Source organism: Duganella hordei (genome assembly GCF_040369125.1).
Taxonomy (GTDB): domain Bacteria; phylum Pseudomonadota; class Gammaproteobacteria; order Burkholderiales; family Burkholderiaceae_D; genus Rugamonas; species Rugamonas hordei.
In genome coordinates, this window is sequence record NZ_BPWI01000005.1 from 407,381 (window position 1) to 423,767 (window position 16,387).

15 protein-coding genes are annotated in these 16,387 nt (G+C 52.5%); 8 read left to right on the forward strand and 7 right to left on the reverse strand.

The features are described 5' to 3' along the window. The first annotated feature begins 52 nt into the window (after window positions 1–52). From ABWW33_RS15000 to ABWW33_RS15015, 4 genes are all read left to right on the forward strand, one after another. The gene (locus ABWW33_RS15000; RefSeq protein WP_353402511.1) at window positions 53–304 is read left to right on the forward strand and encodes a helix-turn-helix transcriptional regulator; all 252 of its coding nucleotides are present in this window, start codon (window positions 53–55) and stop codon (window positions 302–304) included. Between the two features lie 10 nt (window positions 305–314). Beyond that, window positions 315–2,057, forward strand: a complete 1,743-nt coding sequence (locus ABWW33_RS15005) for a DUF927 domain-containing protein (protein WP_353402513.1) — start codon at window positions 315–317, stop codon at window positions 2,055–2,057. 954 nt (window positions 2,058–3,011) lie between these two features. Then, window positions 3,012–3,710, forward strand: a complete 699-nt coding sequence (locus ABWW33_RS15010; RefSeq protein ID WP_353402515.1) for a hypothetical protein — start codon at window positions 3,012–3,014, stop codon at window positions 3,708–3,710. 92 nt (window positions 3,711–3,802) lie between these two features. Then, complete coding sequence (locus ABWW33_RS15015; protein WP_353402517.1) at window positions 3,803–4,297, forward strand: DUF2199 domain-containing protein; 495 nt, start codon at window positions 3,803–3,805, stop codon at window positions 4,295–4,297. 154 nt (window positions 4,298–4,451) lie between these two features. Here the strand turns inward: ABWW33_RS15015 and ABWW33_RS15020 are convergent, their stop codons facing one another. Next, the gene (locus ABWW33_RS15020) at window positions 4,452–4,853 is read right to left on the reverse strand and encodes a hypothetical protein (protein WP_353402519.1); all 402 of its coding nucleotides are present in this window, start codon (window positions 4,851–4,853) and stop codon (window positions 4,452–4,454) included. A gap of 312 nt (window positions 4,854–5,165) precedes the next feature. Between ABWW33_RS15020 and ABWW33_RS15025 the strand changes: the two genes are divergently transcribed. From ABWW33_RS15025 to ABWW33_RS15040, 4 genes are all read left to right on the forward strand, one after another. Next, window positions 5,166–6,347: a DUF6932 family protein gene (locus ABWW33_RS15025; RefSeq protein WP_353402521.1), complete on the forward strand. Its 1,182-nt coding sequence runs from the start codon at window positions 5,166–5,168 to the stop codon at window positions 6,345–6,347. Between the two features lie 184 nt (window positions 6,348–6,531). After that, window positions 6,532–7,044 carry a hypothetical protein gene (locus tag ABWW33_RS15030; protein WP_353402522.1) on the forward strand — a complete coding sequence of 171 codons (513 nt, stop codon included), beginning with the start codon at window positions 6,532–6,534 and terminating at the stop codon, window positions 7,042–7,044. Window positions 7,045–7,142: 98 nt separating this feature from the next. Further along, on the forward strand, window positions 7,143–7,868 hold the full coding sequence (locus ABWW33_RS15035) for a hypothetical protein (RefSeq protein WP_353402524.1): 726 nt from the start codon (window positions 7,143–7,145) through the stop codon (window positions 7,866–7,868). Window positions 7,869–7,955: 87 nt separating this feature from the next. Continuing rightward, entirely contained in the window at window positions 7,956–8,474 is a 519-nt protein-coding gene (locus ABWW33_RS15040) for a hypothetical protein (RefSeq protein WP_353402526.1), read from the forward strand. Window positions 8,475–8,617: 143 nt separating this feature from the next. Here ABWW33_RS15040 and ABWW33_RS15045 read toward each other — a convergent pair whose 3' ends face one another. From ABWW33_RS15045 to ABWW33_RS15070, 6 genes are all read right to left on the reverse strand, one after another. Next, window positions 8,618–9,856, reverse strand: coding sequence for a tyrosine-type recombinase/integrase (locus ABWW33_RS15045; RefSeq protein ID WP_353402528.1), 1,239 nt, complete (start codon window positions 9,854–9,856; stop codon window positions 8,618–8,620). 356 nt (window positions 9,857–10,212) lie between these two features. Continuing rightward, on the reverse strand, window positions 10,213–11,646 hold the full coding sequence (locus tag ABWW33_RS15050; protein WP_353402530.1) for a TolC family protein: 1,434 nt from the start codon (window positions 11,644–11,646) through the stop codon (window positions 10,213–10,215). Then, complete coding sequence (locus ABWW33_RS15055) at window positions 11,636–12,976, reverse strand: HlyD family type I secretion periplasmic adaptor subunit (protein WP_353402532.1); 1,341 nt, start codon at window positions 12,974–12,976, stop codon at window positions 11,636–11,638. The genes ABWW33_RS15050 and ABWW33_RS15055 overlap by 11 nt, the downstream gene beginning before the upstream one ends. Beyond that, the gene (locus ABWW33_RS15060) at window positions 12,973–15,204 is read right to left on the reverse strand and encodes a type I secretion system permease/ATPase (RefSeq protein ID WP_353402533.1); all 2,232 of its coding nucleotides are present in this window, start codon (window positions 15,202–15,204) and stop codon (window positions 12,973–12,975) included. The genes ABWW33_RS15055 and ABWW33_RS15060 overlap by 4 nt, the downstream gene beginning before the upstream one ends. Before the next feature lie 20 nt (window positions 15,205–15,224). Further along, on the reverse strand, window positions 15,225–15,434 hold the full coding sequence (locus ABWW33_RS15065) for a hypothetical protein (RefSeq protein ID WP_353402535.1): 210 nt from the start codon (window positions 15,432–15,434) through the stop codon (window positions 15,225–15,227). A 54-nt stretch (window positions 15,435–15,488) separates the two neighbouring features. Further along, the gene (locus ABWW33_RS15070; RefSeq protein WP_353402537.1) at window positions 15,489–16,190 is read right to left on the reverse strand and encodes a hypothetical protein; all 702 of its coding nucleotides are present in this window, start codon (window positions 16,188–16,190) and stop codon (window positions 15,489–15,491) included. Between the last annotated feature and the right edge of the window lie 197 nt (window positions 16,191–16,387).

The window sequence follows — 16,387 nt, forward strand, 5'->3', positions numbered from 1 at the left end:
CGCGAAAAGGTGTAATCCGTCCATGTTCAACAACGCCTAAAGAGGCACAAACATGGTCAATAAAATCCTACGTCTTCCAGCAGTAAAGGCCGAATCCGGCTCTTCCCGTTCCACTATTTACCTGCGCATCCAACAAGGTTTATGGCCTAAGCCTGTTAAGCTTGGCCCTCGCTCGATTGGTTGGCCTTCCAGTGAAGTTGCCGCTATCAATGCTGCGCGGATTGCTGGTATGCCTGACGACGAGATTCGCGCCCTGGTAGTTCGGCTCGAATTGGCGCGCAAATCCTGCTCCCTTGCTGCCTAAGGGGGATTTGATGAATAGTCTGACTGCTGCGTCTGAGCATGGGTTCGCCCCCGTTCCTGTGACCACCTGCAACTACGGCACAGGTCACTTCCTGACCAACGCCAAAGGCGTTTTCTACATCAGCAAAGATGGAGAGGGTAACGACCGTCCAGCAAAGTGGGTCTGCTCGCCGCTACAAGTCGTTGCCAAGACCCGAGACGAACGCAATGGCGAATGGGGGCGTCTGCTTGAGTGGCGTGATGATGACGGAAAACTGCATCGCTGGGCCATGCCGCTTGAGATGCTGGAGGGCGATGGTACCGACGTCCGGCGCGAACTAGCTCGCCTCGGCCTTCAAATCTCGTCAAATCAATCGGAGCGGAGCTTGCTCGCCGCCTACATCAAAGTTTCACCAGTCGAGGCGCGAGCACGTTGCGTTGAGCGTTTGGGGTGGCACGATGGCGTATTTGTTTTGCCTTCTGGCGCTGTAGGCGAGTCCAAAGAATTGAAGGTCTTCCAGAATTCAAATGCGGTTGAACCCGCATATTCGGTAGCGGGTTCTGTCGCTGAGTGGCGTGAAAATGTCGCAGGTCTCGCTGAAGGGAATTCGCGCCTTACCTTTGCGATTTCGGTTGCCTTCGCTGGCGCACTTGCAGATATAACAGGCGAGGACTCTGGTGGATTCCACTTTCGCGGAGCATCGTCCTCCGGCAAGTCAACGTCACTTCGGGTTGCGGCTTCGGTATGGGGCAATCCCTCCCAATACGTCCGGCTATGGCGTGGAACGGTGAACGGTTTAGAGGGCATGGCGGTGATGCACAACGACGGATTGCTTATTCTTGATGAGATCAGCCAGATTGATCCAGGTGCCGCTGGTGACGCGGCCTACATGCTTGCAAATGGTCAGGGTAAGGTCAGGGCGCAGCGTAACGGCATGGCGCGGCCGCCACAGCGTTGGCGGTTGTTCTTCCTCAGTGCAGGTGAGGAATCGCTTTCGCCGATCATGGCACGTGCAGGCAAGCGAACGAGCGCTGGACAGGAAATCCGCCTTGCCGATATTGAGGCCGATGCCGGTGCGGGGAAGGGGATTTTTGAAAATATCCACGGCCATCAAAATGCCGCTGCCATTGCCGGTGCGATTAAAGCTGCATCTGATAAAAATTATGGTGCGGTTGGTCTTGCTTGGTTGGAGAGTGTAGCCAGGAACCGCCAGCAACTTGCTGCCACGCTCATCGAATCGATCGATCAATTCGTTATGGATATTGTTCCTCCTAACGCAGCAAGCCAGGTCGGGCGAGTGACGCGGCGCTTTGCGCTGGCGGCTGTAGCGGGTGAATTGGCTACCCATTACGGATTGACTGGATGGCCGCAGGGTGAGGCAATGCGCGGTGCACGTGAGTGCTTTAGCGCTTGGCTTGAAGCATTCGGCGGTAATGGAAATCGCGAGGGACGCGCCATTCTTGAGCATGTGCGGGCGTTTTTCGAAAAGCATGGTGCGAGTCGTTTTGAATATATGCATGCAACGGACGATCAACGCGTCTATAACCGTGCCGGGTTCATTTCGATCCGGGAAGATGGCTCCCGAGAATTCTGGGTCTTAGGGGAGGCGTTCCGTTCTGAAATTTGTGACGGCTTTAACGAGCGGACGGTCAAAACTGTATTGATTGATGCCGGTATGCTCGTACCGGGCAAGGATGGGAAGCCGACGACAAATGTACGGGTTCATGATCTAGGGTCTACTAAGGTCTACATTTTCCGCTACAACGGCGAGTAGTCGTTTTGCATGGCGAAGACGGTGGCGACGGTTGCGACGGTTACAGCGGTTACAGCGGTTACGACGGTTACAGCAGTTCCAGTGGATACGCCCGCTGCTTTGATCGCAATGGTTAGGCGGGTGTTCTTAAGTTCTCTTGGCTATCCACGCAGGCTTGGTCTGGAAATACACCTACAGGAATGCCTAGGTCCCCACCTAGGCATTCCTGTAGGCATTTCCCTAGACACATACCTAGCTGAAGACATGCCTTTAGGCACGTGCCCAGACGTATGCCTAGGTAAACACATGCCTAAGGCACGTGCCTAGACGTATGCCTGGGCGAACACATACCCATGGCACGTGCCTAGGTATGCCTGGGCGAACACATGTCTATGGCACGTGCCTAGACGTAAGCCTAGGTGAACACATGCCTATGTCACGTGCCTAGACGTATGCCTAGGCGAACACATGCCTATGACACGTGCCTAGACGTATGCCTAGGCGAACACATGCCTATGACACGTGCCTAGACGTATGCCTAGGCGAACACATGCCTATGACACGTGCCTAGACGTATGCCTAGGCGTAGGCAATCTAAGCATAGGCATTGATTTTTCAAGGTGCAGATGTTCTCAAGGCCAAGTACCTAGGATGCCTGTAACCGTTGTAACCGCTGTAACCGCTGTAACCGGCGCATTTACGGCAACCAGTGATTGTCCTGTTGGGAACGTAGCAGGTGCTGGGATATTCTTACACTCCCAAATTGCTCCAGGCGCCACTACCGCTAAAGGTGGAGGCGTATGGCGATGTGGAAATCTGTGAGCTTTTCATTTGAGCAAGATGGTATCCTACTCATTTGGCCGGGTACGGCCAGAAGCCGACCGTCACGACTTGGCAACTGATAAATTGGCAGAGGCTAGTCGGCCTCGCTAAAGCAGTAGGTATGATACGCATCATCAACTAAGGCAGATTTCCTTGACGATCACAGATTTTTTCACTGCGAGCATAGGTTGGATAGAGGCCCACGAGCACACTGTTGATCTATTTAAATGGATTGTAGCTGGCCTCGCGGCGTGGCTTCTAGGCGTTTTCAGAGCTATTCGAGCCTGGGCATTACGGCCATCAATCTCAATAACTGAAACATACAGCCATTGTTTCACCGAGCAGCATGCTGAACTTGATACTTATAGTGACGTCACGTTGTTTGCTTTTGTGCTTGATGCTGTAGTTATGAATCCAACTACGTCAAAAGTAGGCGTGCAAACCTTTGAATTAGAAATTCGACGGAGGGGATTGTGGAAGCGGTGGACCTCCCCCATAACCGCTATCGGCTTCCCGACAATGCCAAGAACACCCATGCCCAACGACGCGATCAAAGTTGTTCCAATCTGGCTTACTACCTTTGAAGGATACGATTCGTCATTGTCGCTTCGTGACATTGATGGGCAAAACTCTGCTGCAGGTCTGATTTTTTTTGCGCTAGTAATGCCAGACTCATCCATCGTCAGTGATGAGAAGTGTACGCTTAAGTTAAGCGTGAGATTAGCAACTGGCGAGCGACGCTCTGTGGTTACGAAAATAAAATTCGAAAATGGCTTAGATAAGTTAGAGAGGATGGTTCCCTCAAGCATCAAGTATGTAAGACACAAATCGGTATGGCGACACCGGGCGTAATCAGTCTAAAGATGGCTTATCCGACTCTTTTCGGCTACTAGCCGACGCTCATGTTCTCAAGCTCCATTGTTTTGTGAGGAATCTGAATCATAATGTTCTCTTTTAAGTGTAGCTCCTGTGGCGAAGTTCATGAAGGCATGCCTAGCTTTGGTGCGCACGCTCCGCTGAGCTACTATGAAGTACCGACCGAGGGGCGGGAGAATCGGTGCCATCTGGGAACTGACGACTGCGTAATTGACGAGGAGTTTTTCTTCGTTCGGGGATGTTTAGAAATTCCCGTCATTGGTGAAGTTGAGCCGTTCAGTTGGGGTGTTTGGGTGTCGCTCAGCCAGGCTAATTACCTCGAATGGGTAAAGTGCTATGAGTCGGAGAAACGTTCACATATCGGCCCTTTTTTTGGTTGGCTTAACGCCTGGATAAAGCCTTACCCAGATACAATTAGCTTGAAGACCAACGTCCATCTACGGGACGACGGCATTCGACCATTCATCGAGCTGCAATCTACTGACCATCCACTTGCAATTGAACAAAGAATGGGGATCACGGTCGAGCGGGTCGCAGAACTCTACGCCCAGATGATGCACTAAGCCGGTAGCGGCCAATAGCAGTCAATCGAAGTTGGAGCGGAGGCATCTTCAAATGGAACAGCCACGCAATGCAGCCGCCCTTAACCCCATTAAAGCGTGATAACCAATAAAAAGCTAGTCTAGATGGCTAGCTTTTTTATTCAGACCTCGAAATTCAGGCTGCTTCGTTTTTGCTATGATGAATATATAGATATAACAAACCGATAGGCGCTATTATAATAGCCGCCGCCCAGCACATTACCATTGTGAAGATTTTCGCCATCATCATAACGATGGCATTCACGAAGAATATATTTTCACCCATAATAAACCCAACAATGGATTCATAAACAAATCGAGAGTATGGATACAGCAAAGTCGAAACAAGGAAAAATAGATATATTCCTAGAGGAGTAGGCTCCTTACCTCTACTAAGCATAAAACAATAAAAGGCCATTAATAGAATGCCAAAGAATAAATGGCGAAAATAATAACTTGGCTTCAACCCGCCGAAAGTTTTTTGAATAACTGGATGCAACTTGTTCTCCCTTTCCTTTGTGAATACCAAAATCGTCATTGATTGTATCCCACGGGAAACTATTTGTCACAACATTTTAAGAGGATCTGGTAAGGCGTCTCAGGTCCAGCTACGATCAAGCTAGGGCCAGCGAAACCATGCCCAGTTGCGATCCTAAGTCCTGGGTTCGCTTTAGGGCACTTTTGGTCTGGTGTGGGAATTCGTGACTTTTGCAGATGAGCAAGCTGCTATCCTGAACGCCGTCGGCCACGTTCAGCCAATAGCAGTCAGTCCAGATATCCCAATTAAGCGACCGGTAAGTGCCCGTGGCGTATTCAAAATTCTGTAACTATGTATCCATCGGTTAAACTTATGACTTCATCTAAATTGCACTTAGACTCTGACGGGAATCTCAGCCCCGGAACCCATGAGGTCACAAAGGAACAATTCCTTGAGGCATTCTGCAGCTACCCAAAAGACGTTAATATCGTTTCGCCAGTACGCTACGGATTTGGACAGGCATTCTCCGAAATATGCGATTGGGCCGATAGAAATGAGGCGACGTCAATTGTAGTTGGCGGCTCCTTCGTGACAGGCAAGCCCTACCCCAACGATATAGATATAATTATCTTCTTCCGCTTGGCGCAAGACATTCCTCGTAACATTGAACTATTGGAGTATGATGGGGTCCGATGCGATATTCAGCTCCTATCCGAAGACCAGCCGCAGATATGCGATGCATTTATAAAAGTGCTTGCTACGTCGCGCCGAAACACGTCTCGGGGTGTTGTTCAAATAAAATTCGACAGCCAAGTAAGAACTCACGACACTCCTCATCATAAGAACGAACTCTTCAATGTAGCTTTGGCCATTTATCAGGGGCGCAAGATTACGTCTTTAAGACAGCTGAAAGGGGTTGTCGTACCAATTCACGGCATACTTAGCGATGCTGAATGGGTGCCTCATATATCACTAATGTTGAGCACTTCGGGTTGGGCTGTAGCACCGTATGTGTATGGAAAGAGAATGCCAACGTTGTTGTCGAATGCCAGCGATAGAACAAGAGTTGTTGAGGGCTTCCGAGACTGGTTAACCACCGTTCGATCTAATTATGATGGCCCAATTTCCATCCTTGCTCACTCATTCGGAACATACGTTATTGCGAAATATCTGTCCGAAGCAGGTGATCTCAGCGCGAAATTTGATTCAATTATCTTATGTGGTTCTATTCTATCGAAGGAATTCGACTGGTCCTCGTACTTGGATAAAAATGTCGGTAGAGTTCTGAATACTATTTCAGAAGAGGATCAATGGGTTAAATATATGCCTGAAGGTGGGCGTACCTTGGTAAAGGACCCGCTGTATGGCGATGCGGGACGTGAGGGGTTCAACTGCAATCACCCTAAATTTTCCCAGGTAAGAAGCGGGTTGCTCCAGCATAGTAATATTTTCAAGGACGATGTGATTCGTAGCTTGTGGCTACCATTTCTTGATTTGGCTAACGGAGCCCAAGAAAAAAGCCGAAGTGAGAAAAGCTTCGGTCCTACTTATTGATCTTTTTGAAGGTGGAGCAGGAACAGTTGTGGCCTATTTCGTTCCTTAAATTTGGGCGGGGCCGACCGCTTAGCGGCGGCTTCGGCCTGTGTGGGAATTTGCAAGTTTTACAGATGAACAAGCTGTTGTCCTGAACGCCGTCGGCCGATTTCGGCCACAACCAAACGCTCGAACCTTAAACTCTATGAAGTACATCGATACAGCATTCAGTCAACTAGCTTTTGCATGGAAGTTATATAATTATGCTCTGGAAGGCCGAATCAACCTCGATGAACTTGATCGTCCAATTACGTTTCAGGAAGGGGAAATGGTCTTCGCTTTGCCTGACAAGATATTTAACGGGCCGGATGATCTTATCTTGGCTTTCGAAAACAACCTTAGTGTCGCTTTTGGTGCGGCAGCAATTACGCTCAACCGCTGCAGAGAGGAAGCTGGCGTGAAGTTGACTGATCCAATTCAAACGGAGATTGATAATTTTTCGTCAGTCGTATATCAAATTAGAAATGCATTTGCACATGATATTTCTGAGCCCCGTTGGAATATTAGTAACCCGAGATATGCGAGGGTCTATGAATTTGGTGGCATTCGAATCGACCTAAGCCAAGTGGGAACAAAAGTTTTCGAGTACGCAGATATAGGCGGACCAGATGCATTATTCTGGATGAAAGATTTTGGCGATGCGAATGTATGGTGCTAATCGACAACTAGATATGTGCCCAATCCAATGCGCACAGACTGATTTCGGTCCAAAGCAGCCAGATAGTTATTCAAAATACTTTTCCGGGGGTATTGTTTATGCTGTCCGAAAATTCGATTCTTAGGCGCATTCCAGTAGTTATCGAACCGAAAACAGCAATGTTTATCGATGGGATTCGGCATGCCGTTGAAATTATTGAGTTCGCATATGAGCGGCTAAACACCGTACTCACCGAGCTTGCGTTGAATCCTCCTGATTCTGAAAAATTACGTTCCGTGTCCACGGCTGCATTCTTAGATGCATGGGCAATGGTTGATTCGATTGACCGATTTCGGATGCTCTATCAGCAAATGCCGGGAATTTCGTTCGGCGCACCGGCTCCGGGTGTTCTTACGCTAAAAGAAGCATGCGAGCCATTTCGTTTATTAAGAAATGTCGCGGACCATATCGCCCAGCGTGCTGAGTTCATTGTATCTAAAGGGGACGGGGCCGCATTGGGTGTCTTGACCTGGGTTACCTGTTTTCAGATTGAACCGTTTAATGCGCATTTGTGTATGCTGCGGCCAGGGACCCTGCGGGCAGTACCTGAGCTTGGGAATGGCCCCTTAGCTGCTACATTTGACTGGCCTACAAGCCGAATTTGCTTGACCGCTGGAGGATATGAGGCAAATCTTTCGGAGATTCGACCGCACATAGAACGCAGAGTCAAACATCTCGAAGGACAGTTAGAGCAAGAGTTTACTAGGCTTGGCATTGCTGATGCGCCTGTAGCGAATGACGTCTTCATTAGAAAACAGGGCACAGTGACATTTCCCAGTCGTTGACCTTTTCAAACGGCCAGAAGTATTCTGTCATTAAGAACAAAAAAATTTTCCTTTAAATTTAAATAGTCAAATCTTGGAGAGCAGCTCGTGCTTGGACTTGATAAACGAAAAACGGATACGGCAAACAAGACTATAAAGGTCTTGACTTTGATTGTTTCAATCATTAGCCTGATAAGTCTAGTTCAAAAGCTATTCGATGTGGGTTTGGTAAAAGTTGCCGTAACCTATATTGGCTATTATCGGAAGATTGCCTGTGCTATATTTGGTTGGCCGTTAGAGATTTTTAATTTTCACATACCCACTGCGCTAGCCGATTTCTGGACTTTGTCATTCATCTGCGCAGGCTCTTACATAAGAACAGAGAATTTGGAAAAGGCACGAGCATTTCGTGATTACAATTTTTCTTCGCCATCAATAAGGCTTAGGGCTATAGTTTTTTTTATTTTTGGATTTACTGGAGCAGGGTTTTTCATACCTCTTTCCGTTTTATCTATTTACACCTACACTGAAAATGATATTACGAGGGATGCGCTTAAGAGCTTGGCGATTATCGTATGCGGAACTGTATTTTTTTTCGCACTCAACGCATTTGCCCCATCTGCATAGTATTACAGCAAGCGCTATGAATGGAAGGCCGTCTTTATCTTTATTTGTACGCTATATTCTTCTTGATGTTGAACGTCGCGAGTGGCCGCAATGAGGCGATAACGGTCCTTCAGGATGTTGGAATTATTATACTGTGCATCGAATTAGGGGGTATTTGAAGCGTTCCGCGCCGTATTGCAATATATCGTCCAATCAGACATCAATGCGGCACGTTTTGCAAATTGAGAACCCCGTTGATATGCGCGTTCGACGGCATCTGGTAATTGATGCGCCAACGCGTGTTCGGCAACCTCACGCGGATAACTGGTTGCCTCGGCTGCCCACATTCGGAAACTGCTGCGAAAACCATGAACGGTAATACCTTCGCCGTTCGAATCAATCCAAGTCGGCTGTTCCCCGCTATTCATCCGCCGAATTACTGCCGTCAACGACATATCCGATAATTGCTGCGCTTTCGTGCCAGCAAATACAAAATCTCCGCCCATAGGGATTGATTTCAGTAGGGCCAGTGCTGAATCGCTTAACGGCACCTCATGTTGGCGTTTAGCTTTCATGCGCTCGGCGGGTATTGTCCATACCTTGTTCTCTATATCGAATTCTGTCCATCGAGCGCCGCGTACCTCGCCAGATCGGCAAGCGGTAAGGATCGCAAATTCGACAGCACGAGCGGACGCGCCATCGCGTGCTCTGAGCGCCGACATAAATGCGCCGATATTTTGCCAGGGCAGAGAAGGGTGGTGCTTTGTTCGACTGGTCTTGCTGATGGTGGCGAGTAGATTGTCTAAATGGCCCTTCCATCGCGCTGGATTTTCGCCTGTACGGTATCCACTGGTAGTGGCCCATCCCAATACCGACTCGATGCGTCCTCGAAGACGGCTAGCCGTTTCAGTCTTAGCTTCCCAAATCGGTGAGAGGCATTTCACTACCAGGCCAGTGTCTACATCGGCCACTGGTAAATGGCCGAACACAGGGCTGGCATAAGTGTTCAAAGTGTTTGTCCATTGATCGATGTGCTTGGCGTTCTTCCAACCGGCCTTGTGCGCCAGAATGTAGGCGGCGGCGCACTGGTCAAACGTCATCATTTTGGCATTTGCCAGTGCTGCCGCGACCTGGTCCTGCTTCTTGGCGGCCAATGGGTTGATGCCGTCGATTATTAGCTTTCGCGCAGAGAGTGCTTTCTGGCGCGCTTCAGCCAGGCTTACTGTATGCGTCGGTCCTAATCCCATTCCGTATGCCTTACCGGCGATCATGTAACGTAAGAGCCATGACTTTGCGCCGCCAGATGTGATTTGTAAGGTTAAGCCTCCGCCGTCGCCGTACAGTCCTGGCTTGGAAAGCTTGCTTACTTGTAATGCGGTGAGTCGTTGTTGTTGGCGTCGCATTCGAACTCCTAGACTATCAAAATGACTATCAAATGATAGCCGGATTTTGGCAAACAGTAAAGAATCTAGTTGAACAATGTGTTGTGCTAACTAATTGTTTTGTAAGGAATTTAAAGCTATTGTTGGACATCGTTGAATGCTAAATATGCGGACACCGTCTCCGCCAGAACAAAGAAAAATGGACTCCCCTGCGGGAGTCCATTTTTTTTGTTCGGACGGAGACGGTGGGATTCGAAGACGTAGCGCCCTAAAGGGCGCGAGGCTATCCGAATCGCCCAACTGCTGGCGCAACGCGCCAGCCCCGCGCGCCGTGGGCGCGCAACGCAGTCGGCAGGCATGGCTGCCCTTGCCGATAGCTATGGCGCCAGTTCATGCGGGACCAGCGTGCCGGTGTTGGCCATCAAGATCAATCGCGCTGAACGCCACTCCGCCAGGCAGCGGATACGCTCCTGGCGCGCTTCCGACAGGCCGATTTCGGCATTCAGCACGTCAACGATATTAGCCGCTCCACCCTCGAACTTGAGCTGCACGCTGTCGAGCGCGGCTTGCGCGGCCTCGAGCAGTTGCTGCGACGCGCCCAGGTTTTCTAGCGACGCGCCGGCGTCGGCGTAGGCTTTGACGATTTCAGACAGAATCTGGTGCTCGGCGTCCTCAAGTTCCGCCGCCCGCTGCTCGACCTGGGCCATGGCGCCCCGCACCCTGTAACGCTGGGCAAAACCATCGAAAATCGGAATGTTCAGCGTAACCGCAACGATCGTTTCCTTCGAAGTGATGGGTGGCAAGCCCTGGTTGGGGCGGCCATTCTGGTAGAAATTGCCGGAGAAATCCAGCGTCGGCCGCGCCTGCGAGGCCTGCGCCCGCAGCTTTTGCTTGGCAGCCTCCACGCCGGCACGCGCAGCCCGCAACGCTGGATGTTGCCTCCGTGCAATGGACATCCAGTCCTCCAACTCCCGTCGCGCTTCTTGACCGGCCACCGGCACGTCGTGCATGATCGACACCGGCGCATTGGAGGCGATCCCCAGTGCGTACACCAGTGTGGCCATCGATTTCCTGTAGGCGCCGTCTGCCCGGACCTGCTCCAGTGACGCCTTGGCCAAGGCCGACTTCGCCTGTAAGGTATCCGAACGGTCGCCCGCGCCTCGTGCCTCACGGCGTTCCGCTGACGCCAGTATCTGCGCGGCTAGCGCCGTGTTTTTCTGCTTGCCTTCGACGGTGGCCATTTGCGTCTGCGCATCGAAATAGCTGGAAATAATATTTGCCAGTATCCTTTGCTGCACCGCTTCATGCGACGCGATAGCCGCGCCCAGCATGGCCGTCGCCGCTTGACGGTTGGCGTCGCGTTCCCCGAAGTCAAACAAACGCCAGTTGACTCCGAGATTTTTCGCCGTCCCCTCCAGTTTGGTCGATCCTTCCGAATAGCCTTCCAGCTGGGTGCGATCACTCAGCCGCGTCAGGCCGGCGGACACCGACGGGTAGTAGGCGGCGCGGGCCTCCCCCACCGAGTTGGACTGGACCTGGACGGCGGCCCAAGCACCGCGGATTTGCGGATTGTTGCAGAGCGCCAAATTAACAGCCTCGACCAGCGTCAGCTGTTGCAGGCGGAAGTGCTGGCTGGCGCATACGACACTCGCTGCATCGGCGGGGCCGGCGCTTTCGATGCCGGCGGGGACGACCGCATAGCCGTCGAGAGACGCGATGCGTAGATCCGCCGCCGGCGCCGAGCCGGCGAGGGCAACGCAAAGAAGACACAGTAAGTGGCACAGCAAACCGGGGAATCGATCAGCGTTCACGAAGTGTCTCATGTTGATGTTGCAGCAAAGGCGAAAGGAAATACTCGATGATGCGGCGACTTCCCGTTTTGATCTCGACGTCGGTCGATAGGCCCGACGTCAGGGCCAGTGTCTGGCCGTCGACCAGAATGCTCGACCGATCGAAAACGATCTTGATCGGGTACAGCAAGCCCTTTTTTTCATCCTCGATGGAATCGTGGGAAACCTGCAGCACGTGGGCAGGAATGGTGCCGTATTTCGTGTATTCGAAGGTGCTGACCTTCACTGAGGCCGACTGTCCTTCCTTAACGAAGCCGGCGTCCCGGCTTTCCATCAGCGCCTCGATTTCGACCTGGTTCCCCTTCGGCACGATCAGCATCAGCGGCTGGGCCGGCGATACCACGCCGCCCACCGTATGCACACTCAACTGCTGCACCGTCCCGTCCACCGGCGCCGTCAGGCGCAGCAGTCGCGCGTGCTGCTCCGATCTGTTGGCGTCTTGCTCGCTTTCTGCGGCGATGCGCTCGCTCTCAATGATCGCGTCGCGCGCCTCTTTGCGCGCGCTGGCCACCACCATGTCGCGTTGCCTTCTGGCGTCGTCCAGTTGTCCCTGTAAATCGATCCTGGCTTGTTCCTTTTCCAGCCATGCATGCTCGGACACATCGTGGGTCAGGCGCATCGCCTGGTAGTCGGTCGCGCGCCGGGTGACTATCGGCAGAGACTGCTCGAAGTGCATGATGTCGGTATCGATGCGCTCCTTCTTGGCCTTGAAGTCCTCATATTGGTCGATCAGCGCCCGTTCGGCGCGCAGCCAAGACTCCGGCGGCGGGCTGGCCGCAGCGGGGGGGAGCGTCGGCCTGCGACCGGTGGTGATGGCGTCCAGCAAGGCTTTGGCGCTCTGCATTTTCAACCGCGCAATGTCCATGTCGGAAACGGCCTTGTTGTGTTCCGCCTCGGCCGCGCTTGCGTCCAGTTCGAGCAGGGTGTCGCCGGCATGCACGAACTGGCCGTCGGCCACGTGGATCACGCGCACGGCCGCCATCTCGATCGCTGCGATCGCCTTGGTGTGCGCGCGTGGGATGGTCTTGCCCTTGACGTTAACGACAATGTCGATTTTCCCGCAGACTGACCAGATCAGCAGCGTCGCGGTCAGTAGCATCAGCACCCGGCCAGTCAGGCGGGCGGTAGTGGACGCGGGCCGCTCCTGAATGGCGAGTGCGGCAGGCAAAAACTCCGCCTCGTGCTCCAGCAGCGCATGCGACGCCTGCCGAGTTTGCCAGAAGAAGCGGAATACGGCGTGATAGCGCGCCCACAAGTCGCGGTAGGCCATCCAGCGATATTTGAGCGTCATACGCTATCCGCCTCCAAGGCCGACGATAGGAACTCTGCCGCCGGCCATGCCGGACCGCTGTCCTGGGATAGGTCACCGTGGCCGGCCTGCAGGCGGTGCAAGCCAGCATAAATACCGTCGGGAATGCGCAGCAATTGCCTATGGTCGCCGATCTCTGCCACCCGCCCCTGATCCATGACGACGATGCACGTGGCGTCGCGTACTGCTGATAAACGATGCGCGATAATCAGCACCGTGCGGCCGGCGCAGATACTGCGCATATTGTTCTGGATGATTTTCTCGGACTCATAGTCCAGCGCGCTGGTGGCTTCGTCGAAAATCAAAATGCGCGGATCGGAAATCAGCGCCCGCGCGATCGCGATCCGTTGCCGCTGACCTCCCGACAGCCCCACGCCATGTTCCCCGACCAGCGTGTCGTAGCCGTCCGTCAGCTCGCAGATGAATTCATGGGCGCCGGCCAGCTTCGACACTTCGATGATTTTTTCCAGCGGAGCGGACGGACAGGCGACCGCAATGTTGTCGCGGATGGAGCGCGCAAACAGCACGTTTTCCTGTAGTACAACGCCGATCTGCTTGCGCAAAGAGGCCGCGTCGATGACCGCGATGTCCAGCCCGTCGATGGTCACCCGTCCGCGTTCCGGCACGTACAAGCGTTGAACCAGCTTGGTAAGGGTGCTTTTCCCGGAGCCGGAACGGCCGACCACACCGATGACTTCGCCGCACCCGATGGCCAAGCTGACCCCGTCGATGGCGTTGCGCGCATCTGGCCGATAGCGGAACGCCACGTCGTCAAACACGATGGCGCCCTTGACCTCGAAGGTCTGTCCCGCGTCGCGGCTTAGTTCGGGGCGCGAATTGAGGATATCGCCAAGTCGGCTCATGGAAATGCCGACTTGCTGGAAATCGTTCCACAACTGCGCCAGCCGCAGAATGGGCGAGGAAATTTGGTTGGATAGCATGTTAAACGCGATCAGCTCGCCGACGGTCATCTTTCCCTCGATGACCAGACTGGCGCCCATCCACATGATGCTGGCAGTGACCAGCTTGCTGATAATGGTCACACCGCTGTTGGCCAGGATCGATGTGTTGGACGCAGATAAGCCGGCAGCCACGTAGCTGGCCAATTGCTGTTCCCACTTGTCGCGCCACCTCGGCTCCAGCGCCATCGACTTGACGGTCTGGATGCCGCTGACAGTTTCAACCAGGAAAGACTGGTTTTCCGAATTGCGATTGAACTTTTCATTGAGGCGATTACGCAATAGCGGCGTAAATACCGCCGATAGTATGAAGTACAGCGGAATCGAGGCCAGGACGATCATGGTCAGCGCAACGCTATACCAGAGCATGACGCTGAAGTAGATGAACGAAAATAGGACGTCCAGCACAAGCGTCATGGCGTTGCCCGTCAAAAAGGAGCGGATGTTTTCCAGCTCCTTGATACGGGCAACCGAGTCCCCGACCCGGCGCGCTTCAAAATATGCGATCGGCAAATTCAGCAGATGCCTGAACAGGCGTGCACCCAACTCCACGTCGATTTTGCTACTGGTATGCGAGAAGGAGTAGCTGCGGATGCCGGACAGCACGACGTCAAAAAATGTCGCGCAGACCAAACCGATCGAGATCACATTCAGTGTTTTTATCGCCTGGTTGACTAGCACCTTATCCATGACGACTTGGAAAAACATCGGCGTCACCAATCCGATGATCTGGAGTACCAGCGAGATACAGAGGACTTCGAACAGCATTTTCCGGTATTTGATGATGACCGGAACAAACCAAGTGAAATCGAATTGCGCCGCCTCGCCGGAAAAACTGGCTTTGCTGGTGAACAGGATGAATTCACCATTCCACGCGTCGAGGAACTCGGCGAGCGAGACGATCAAGGGCACGTCCTGAGGGTACTGGATCAAGATTCTGCCAGCGGTTTTGCCAGGGCCGTCGAACTTGGCGACGATGAAATAATTACCGTGTTTGTCGGCGGCGATGGCCGGCAACGGAGTGAAGAAGATCCTGGCGCTATCCTGACGTACCACTTTCGCGGCCAAGCCCAAGCGCTTGGCTGCGAGCAGAATGGTGGTGCTGGTGAAATCATCTGTTCCGAACTCGTGCGTAAGCTGATCCGGCTCCGCCGAAATGCCGTGCAGGTTGGCCATAATGACCAGTGCGTGTAGGCCGCAGCCGCCGGCACGCCGCGCCGAGGAGGCAATATATGCATCGTTCAAATCCATTATGCTCTCGCGCCCTTATTTCATGCTTTATCAACGGGGTTTTTTTGCAAGGCCTCGATTTTCTTTTTTAGACGGGTATTCTGTACGATCAGGCCGACAATTGCCGCAATATAAATAATATCAAATCCCGTTGATTGAAAAAAGCCCCAGAATTTTGCCGCCAAAAATGCGCAGAATAATCCGGCCAGCAGCAAATAAATTTCATCTTTAATTTTTTCCGAGATTCTCATTTTCAACTTTCCAATTGGAAATTGCAGATGCTTTAAAACATCTGCACTTCACGATTAATGAACGTGCGCTAGCATGGGCTTTGTCGTTTCCAGGGCTGGATGGCTGGCTATGGCGCCGGCACCAGGTACGGCAAAGCTCGCCATGGATTGCACCAACCTGTCGGGCGCGGCTTCGGAAACTTGGATGCCTGGACTTCTTGGCGTCACCGCATCTTCTTCCGGATGGGTTGGGAATCCACCTCCACCTCCGCCCCCACCTCCGCCTGGATCACCGCCACCTGGTTCTTCGCCACCGCCTGGGTCGCCGCCGCCATAGCCGCCATCGCCACCGAAATCTCCGCCGCTGCTACCGCCCGTGCCTTCCGCCGAGTATGAGACCGCTGCGGAATACTCTGCGGCGTACTGGGCAGGCCAGTATTCGGATATGACCTCCAGCGGTGCCGCATCCACAGCACTGAACAGATCGGCAATTCTGGCCCCGCCACCCAGCACCCGGCCAGTGGCAACAGCAATACTGCCCACTACAGCGCCCAAGTAAAACGAGGCCTGCAACGCACCGGCGTAGGCGAATTCCTCGGTAAGGGTTCCTGCGCCAATCAATTCGCGTACCGTCACATCGGGACCGAATAGCTTGATCGCGCCGGCGATCGTTCCCGCCGAACTTAATGCGGTCGCCACCGATCCGTAAAGACCCGCCGGTGTTGGCACACCGAGCGAAGACATATTTTCATTAAAATAGTCAGTAAACCCTGGCATATATTCTCCAAAATTAATAAGCGAATAAACTATTAATGTGCAAAAAATCAAAATAAAAACATTACTAAAAAAGCACTTTTAGAATAGCACCGATTAATGAAATTTTTATTTGAATTTTTGTAACGTAATGTAGGGTGCACATCACACTTTGATACATTTTAAAATCGTGACAATTGGACAGTTTTTGAATGTCTGAA

Excerpts from the sequence above, each read along its gene's own strand:
- ABWW33_RS15000 (WP_353402511.1), top strand. The coding sequence starts at position 53 with ATGGTCAATAAAATCCTACGTCTTCCAGCAGTAAAGGCCGAATCCGGC.
- ABWW33_RS15005 (WP_353402513.1), top strand. The coding sequence starts at position 315 with ATGAATAGTCTGACTGCTGCGTCTGAGCATGGGTTCGCCCCCGTTCCT.
- ABWW33_RS15015 (WP_353402517.1), top strand. The coding sequence starts at position 3,803 with ATGTTCTCTTTTAAGTGTAGCTCCTGTGGCGAAGTTCATGAAGGCATG.
- ABWW33_RS15020 (WP_353402519.1), bottom strand. The coding sequence starts at position 4,853 with ATGACGATTTTGGTATTCACAAAGGAAAGGGAGAACAAGTTGCATCCA.
- ABWW33_RS15025 (WP_353402521.1), top strand. The coding sequence starts at position 5,166 with ATGACTTCATCTAAATTGCACTTAGACTCTGACGGGAATCTCAGCCCC.
- ABWW33_RS15030 (WP_353402522.1), top strand. The coding sequence starts at position 6,532 with ATGAAGTACATCGATACAGCATTCAGTCAACTAGCTTTTGCATGGAAG.
- ABWW33_RS15035 (WP_353402524.1), top strand. The coding sequence starts at position 7,143 with ATGCTGTCCGAAAATTCGATTCTTAGGCGCATTCCAGTAGTTATCGAA.
- ABWW33_RS15045 (WP_353402528.1), bottom strand. The coding sequence starts at position 9,856 with ATGCGACGCCAACAACAACGACTCACCGCATTACAAGTAAGCAAGCTT.
- ABWW33_RS15055 (WP_353402532.1), bottom strand. The coding sequence starts at position 12,976 with ATGACGCTCAAATATCGCTGGATGGCCTACCGCGACTTGTGGGCGCGC.
- ABWW33_RS15060 (WP_353402533.1), bottom strand. The coding sequence starts at position 15,204 with ATGGATTTGAACGATGCATATATTGCCTCCTCGGCGCGGCGTGCCGGC.
- ABWW33_RS15065 (WP_353402535.1), bottom strand. The coding sequence starts at position 15,434 with ATGAGAATCTCGGAAAAAATTAAAGATGAAATTTATTTGCTGCTGGCC.
- ABWW33_RS15070 (WP_353402537.1), bottom strand. The coding sequence starts at position 16,190 with ATGCCAGGGTTTACTGACTATTTTAATGAAAATATGTCTTCGCTCGGT.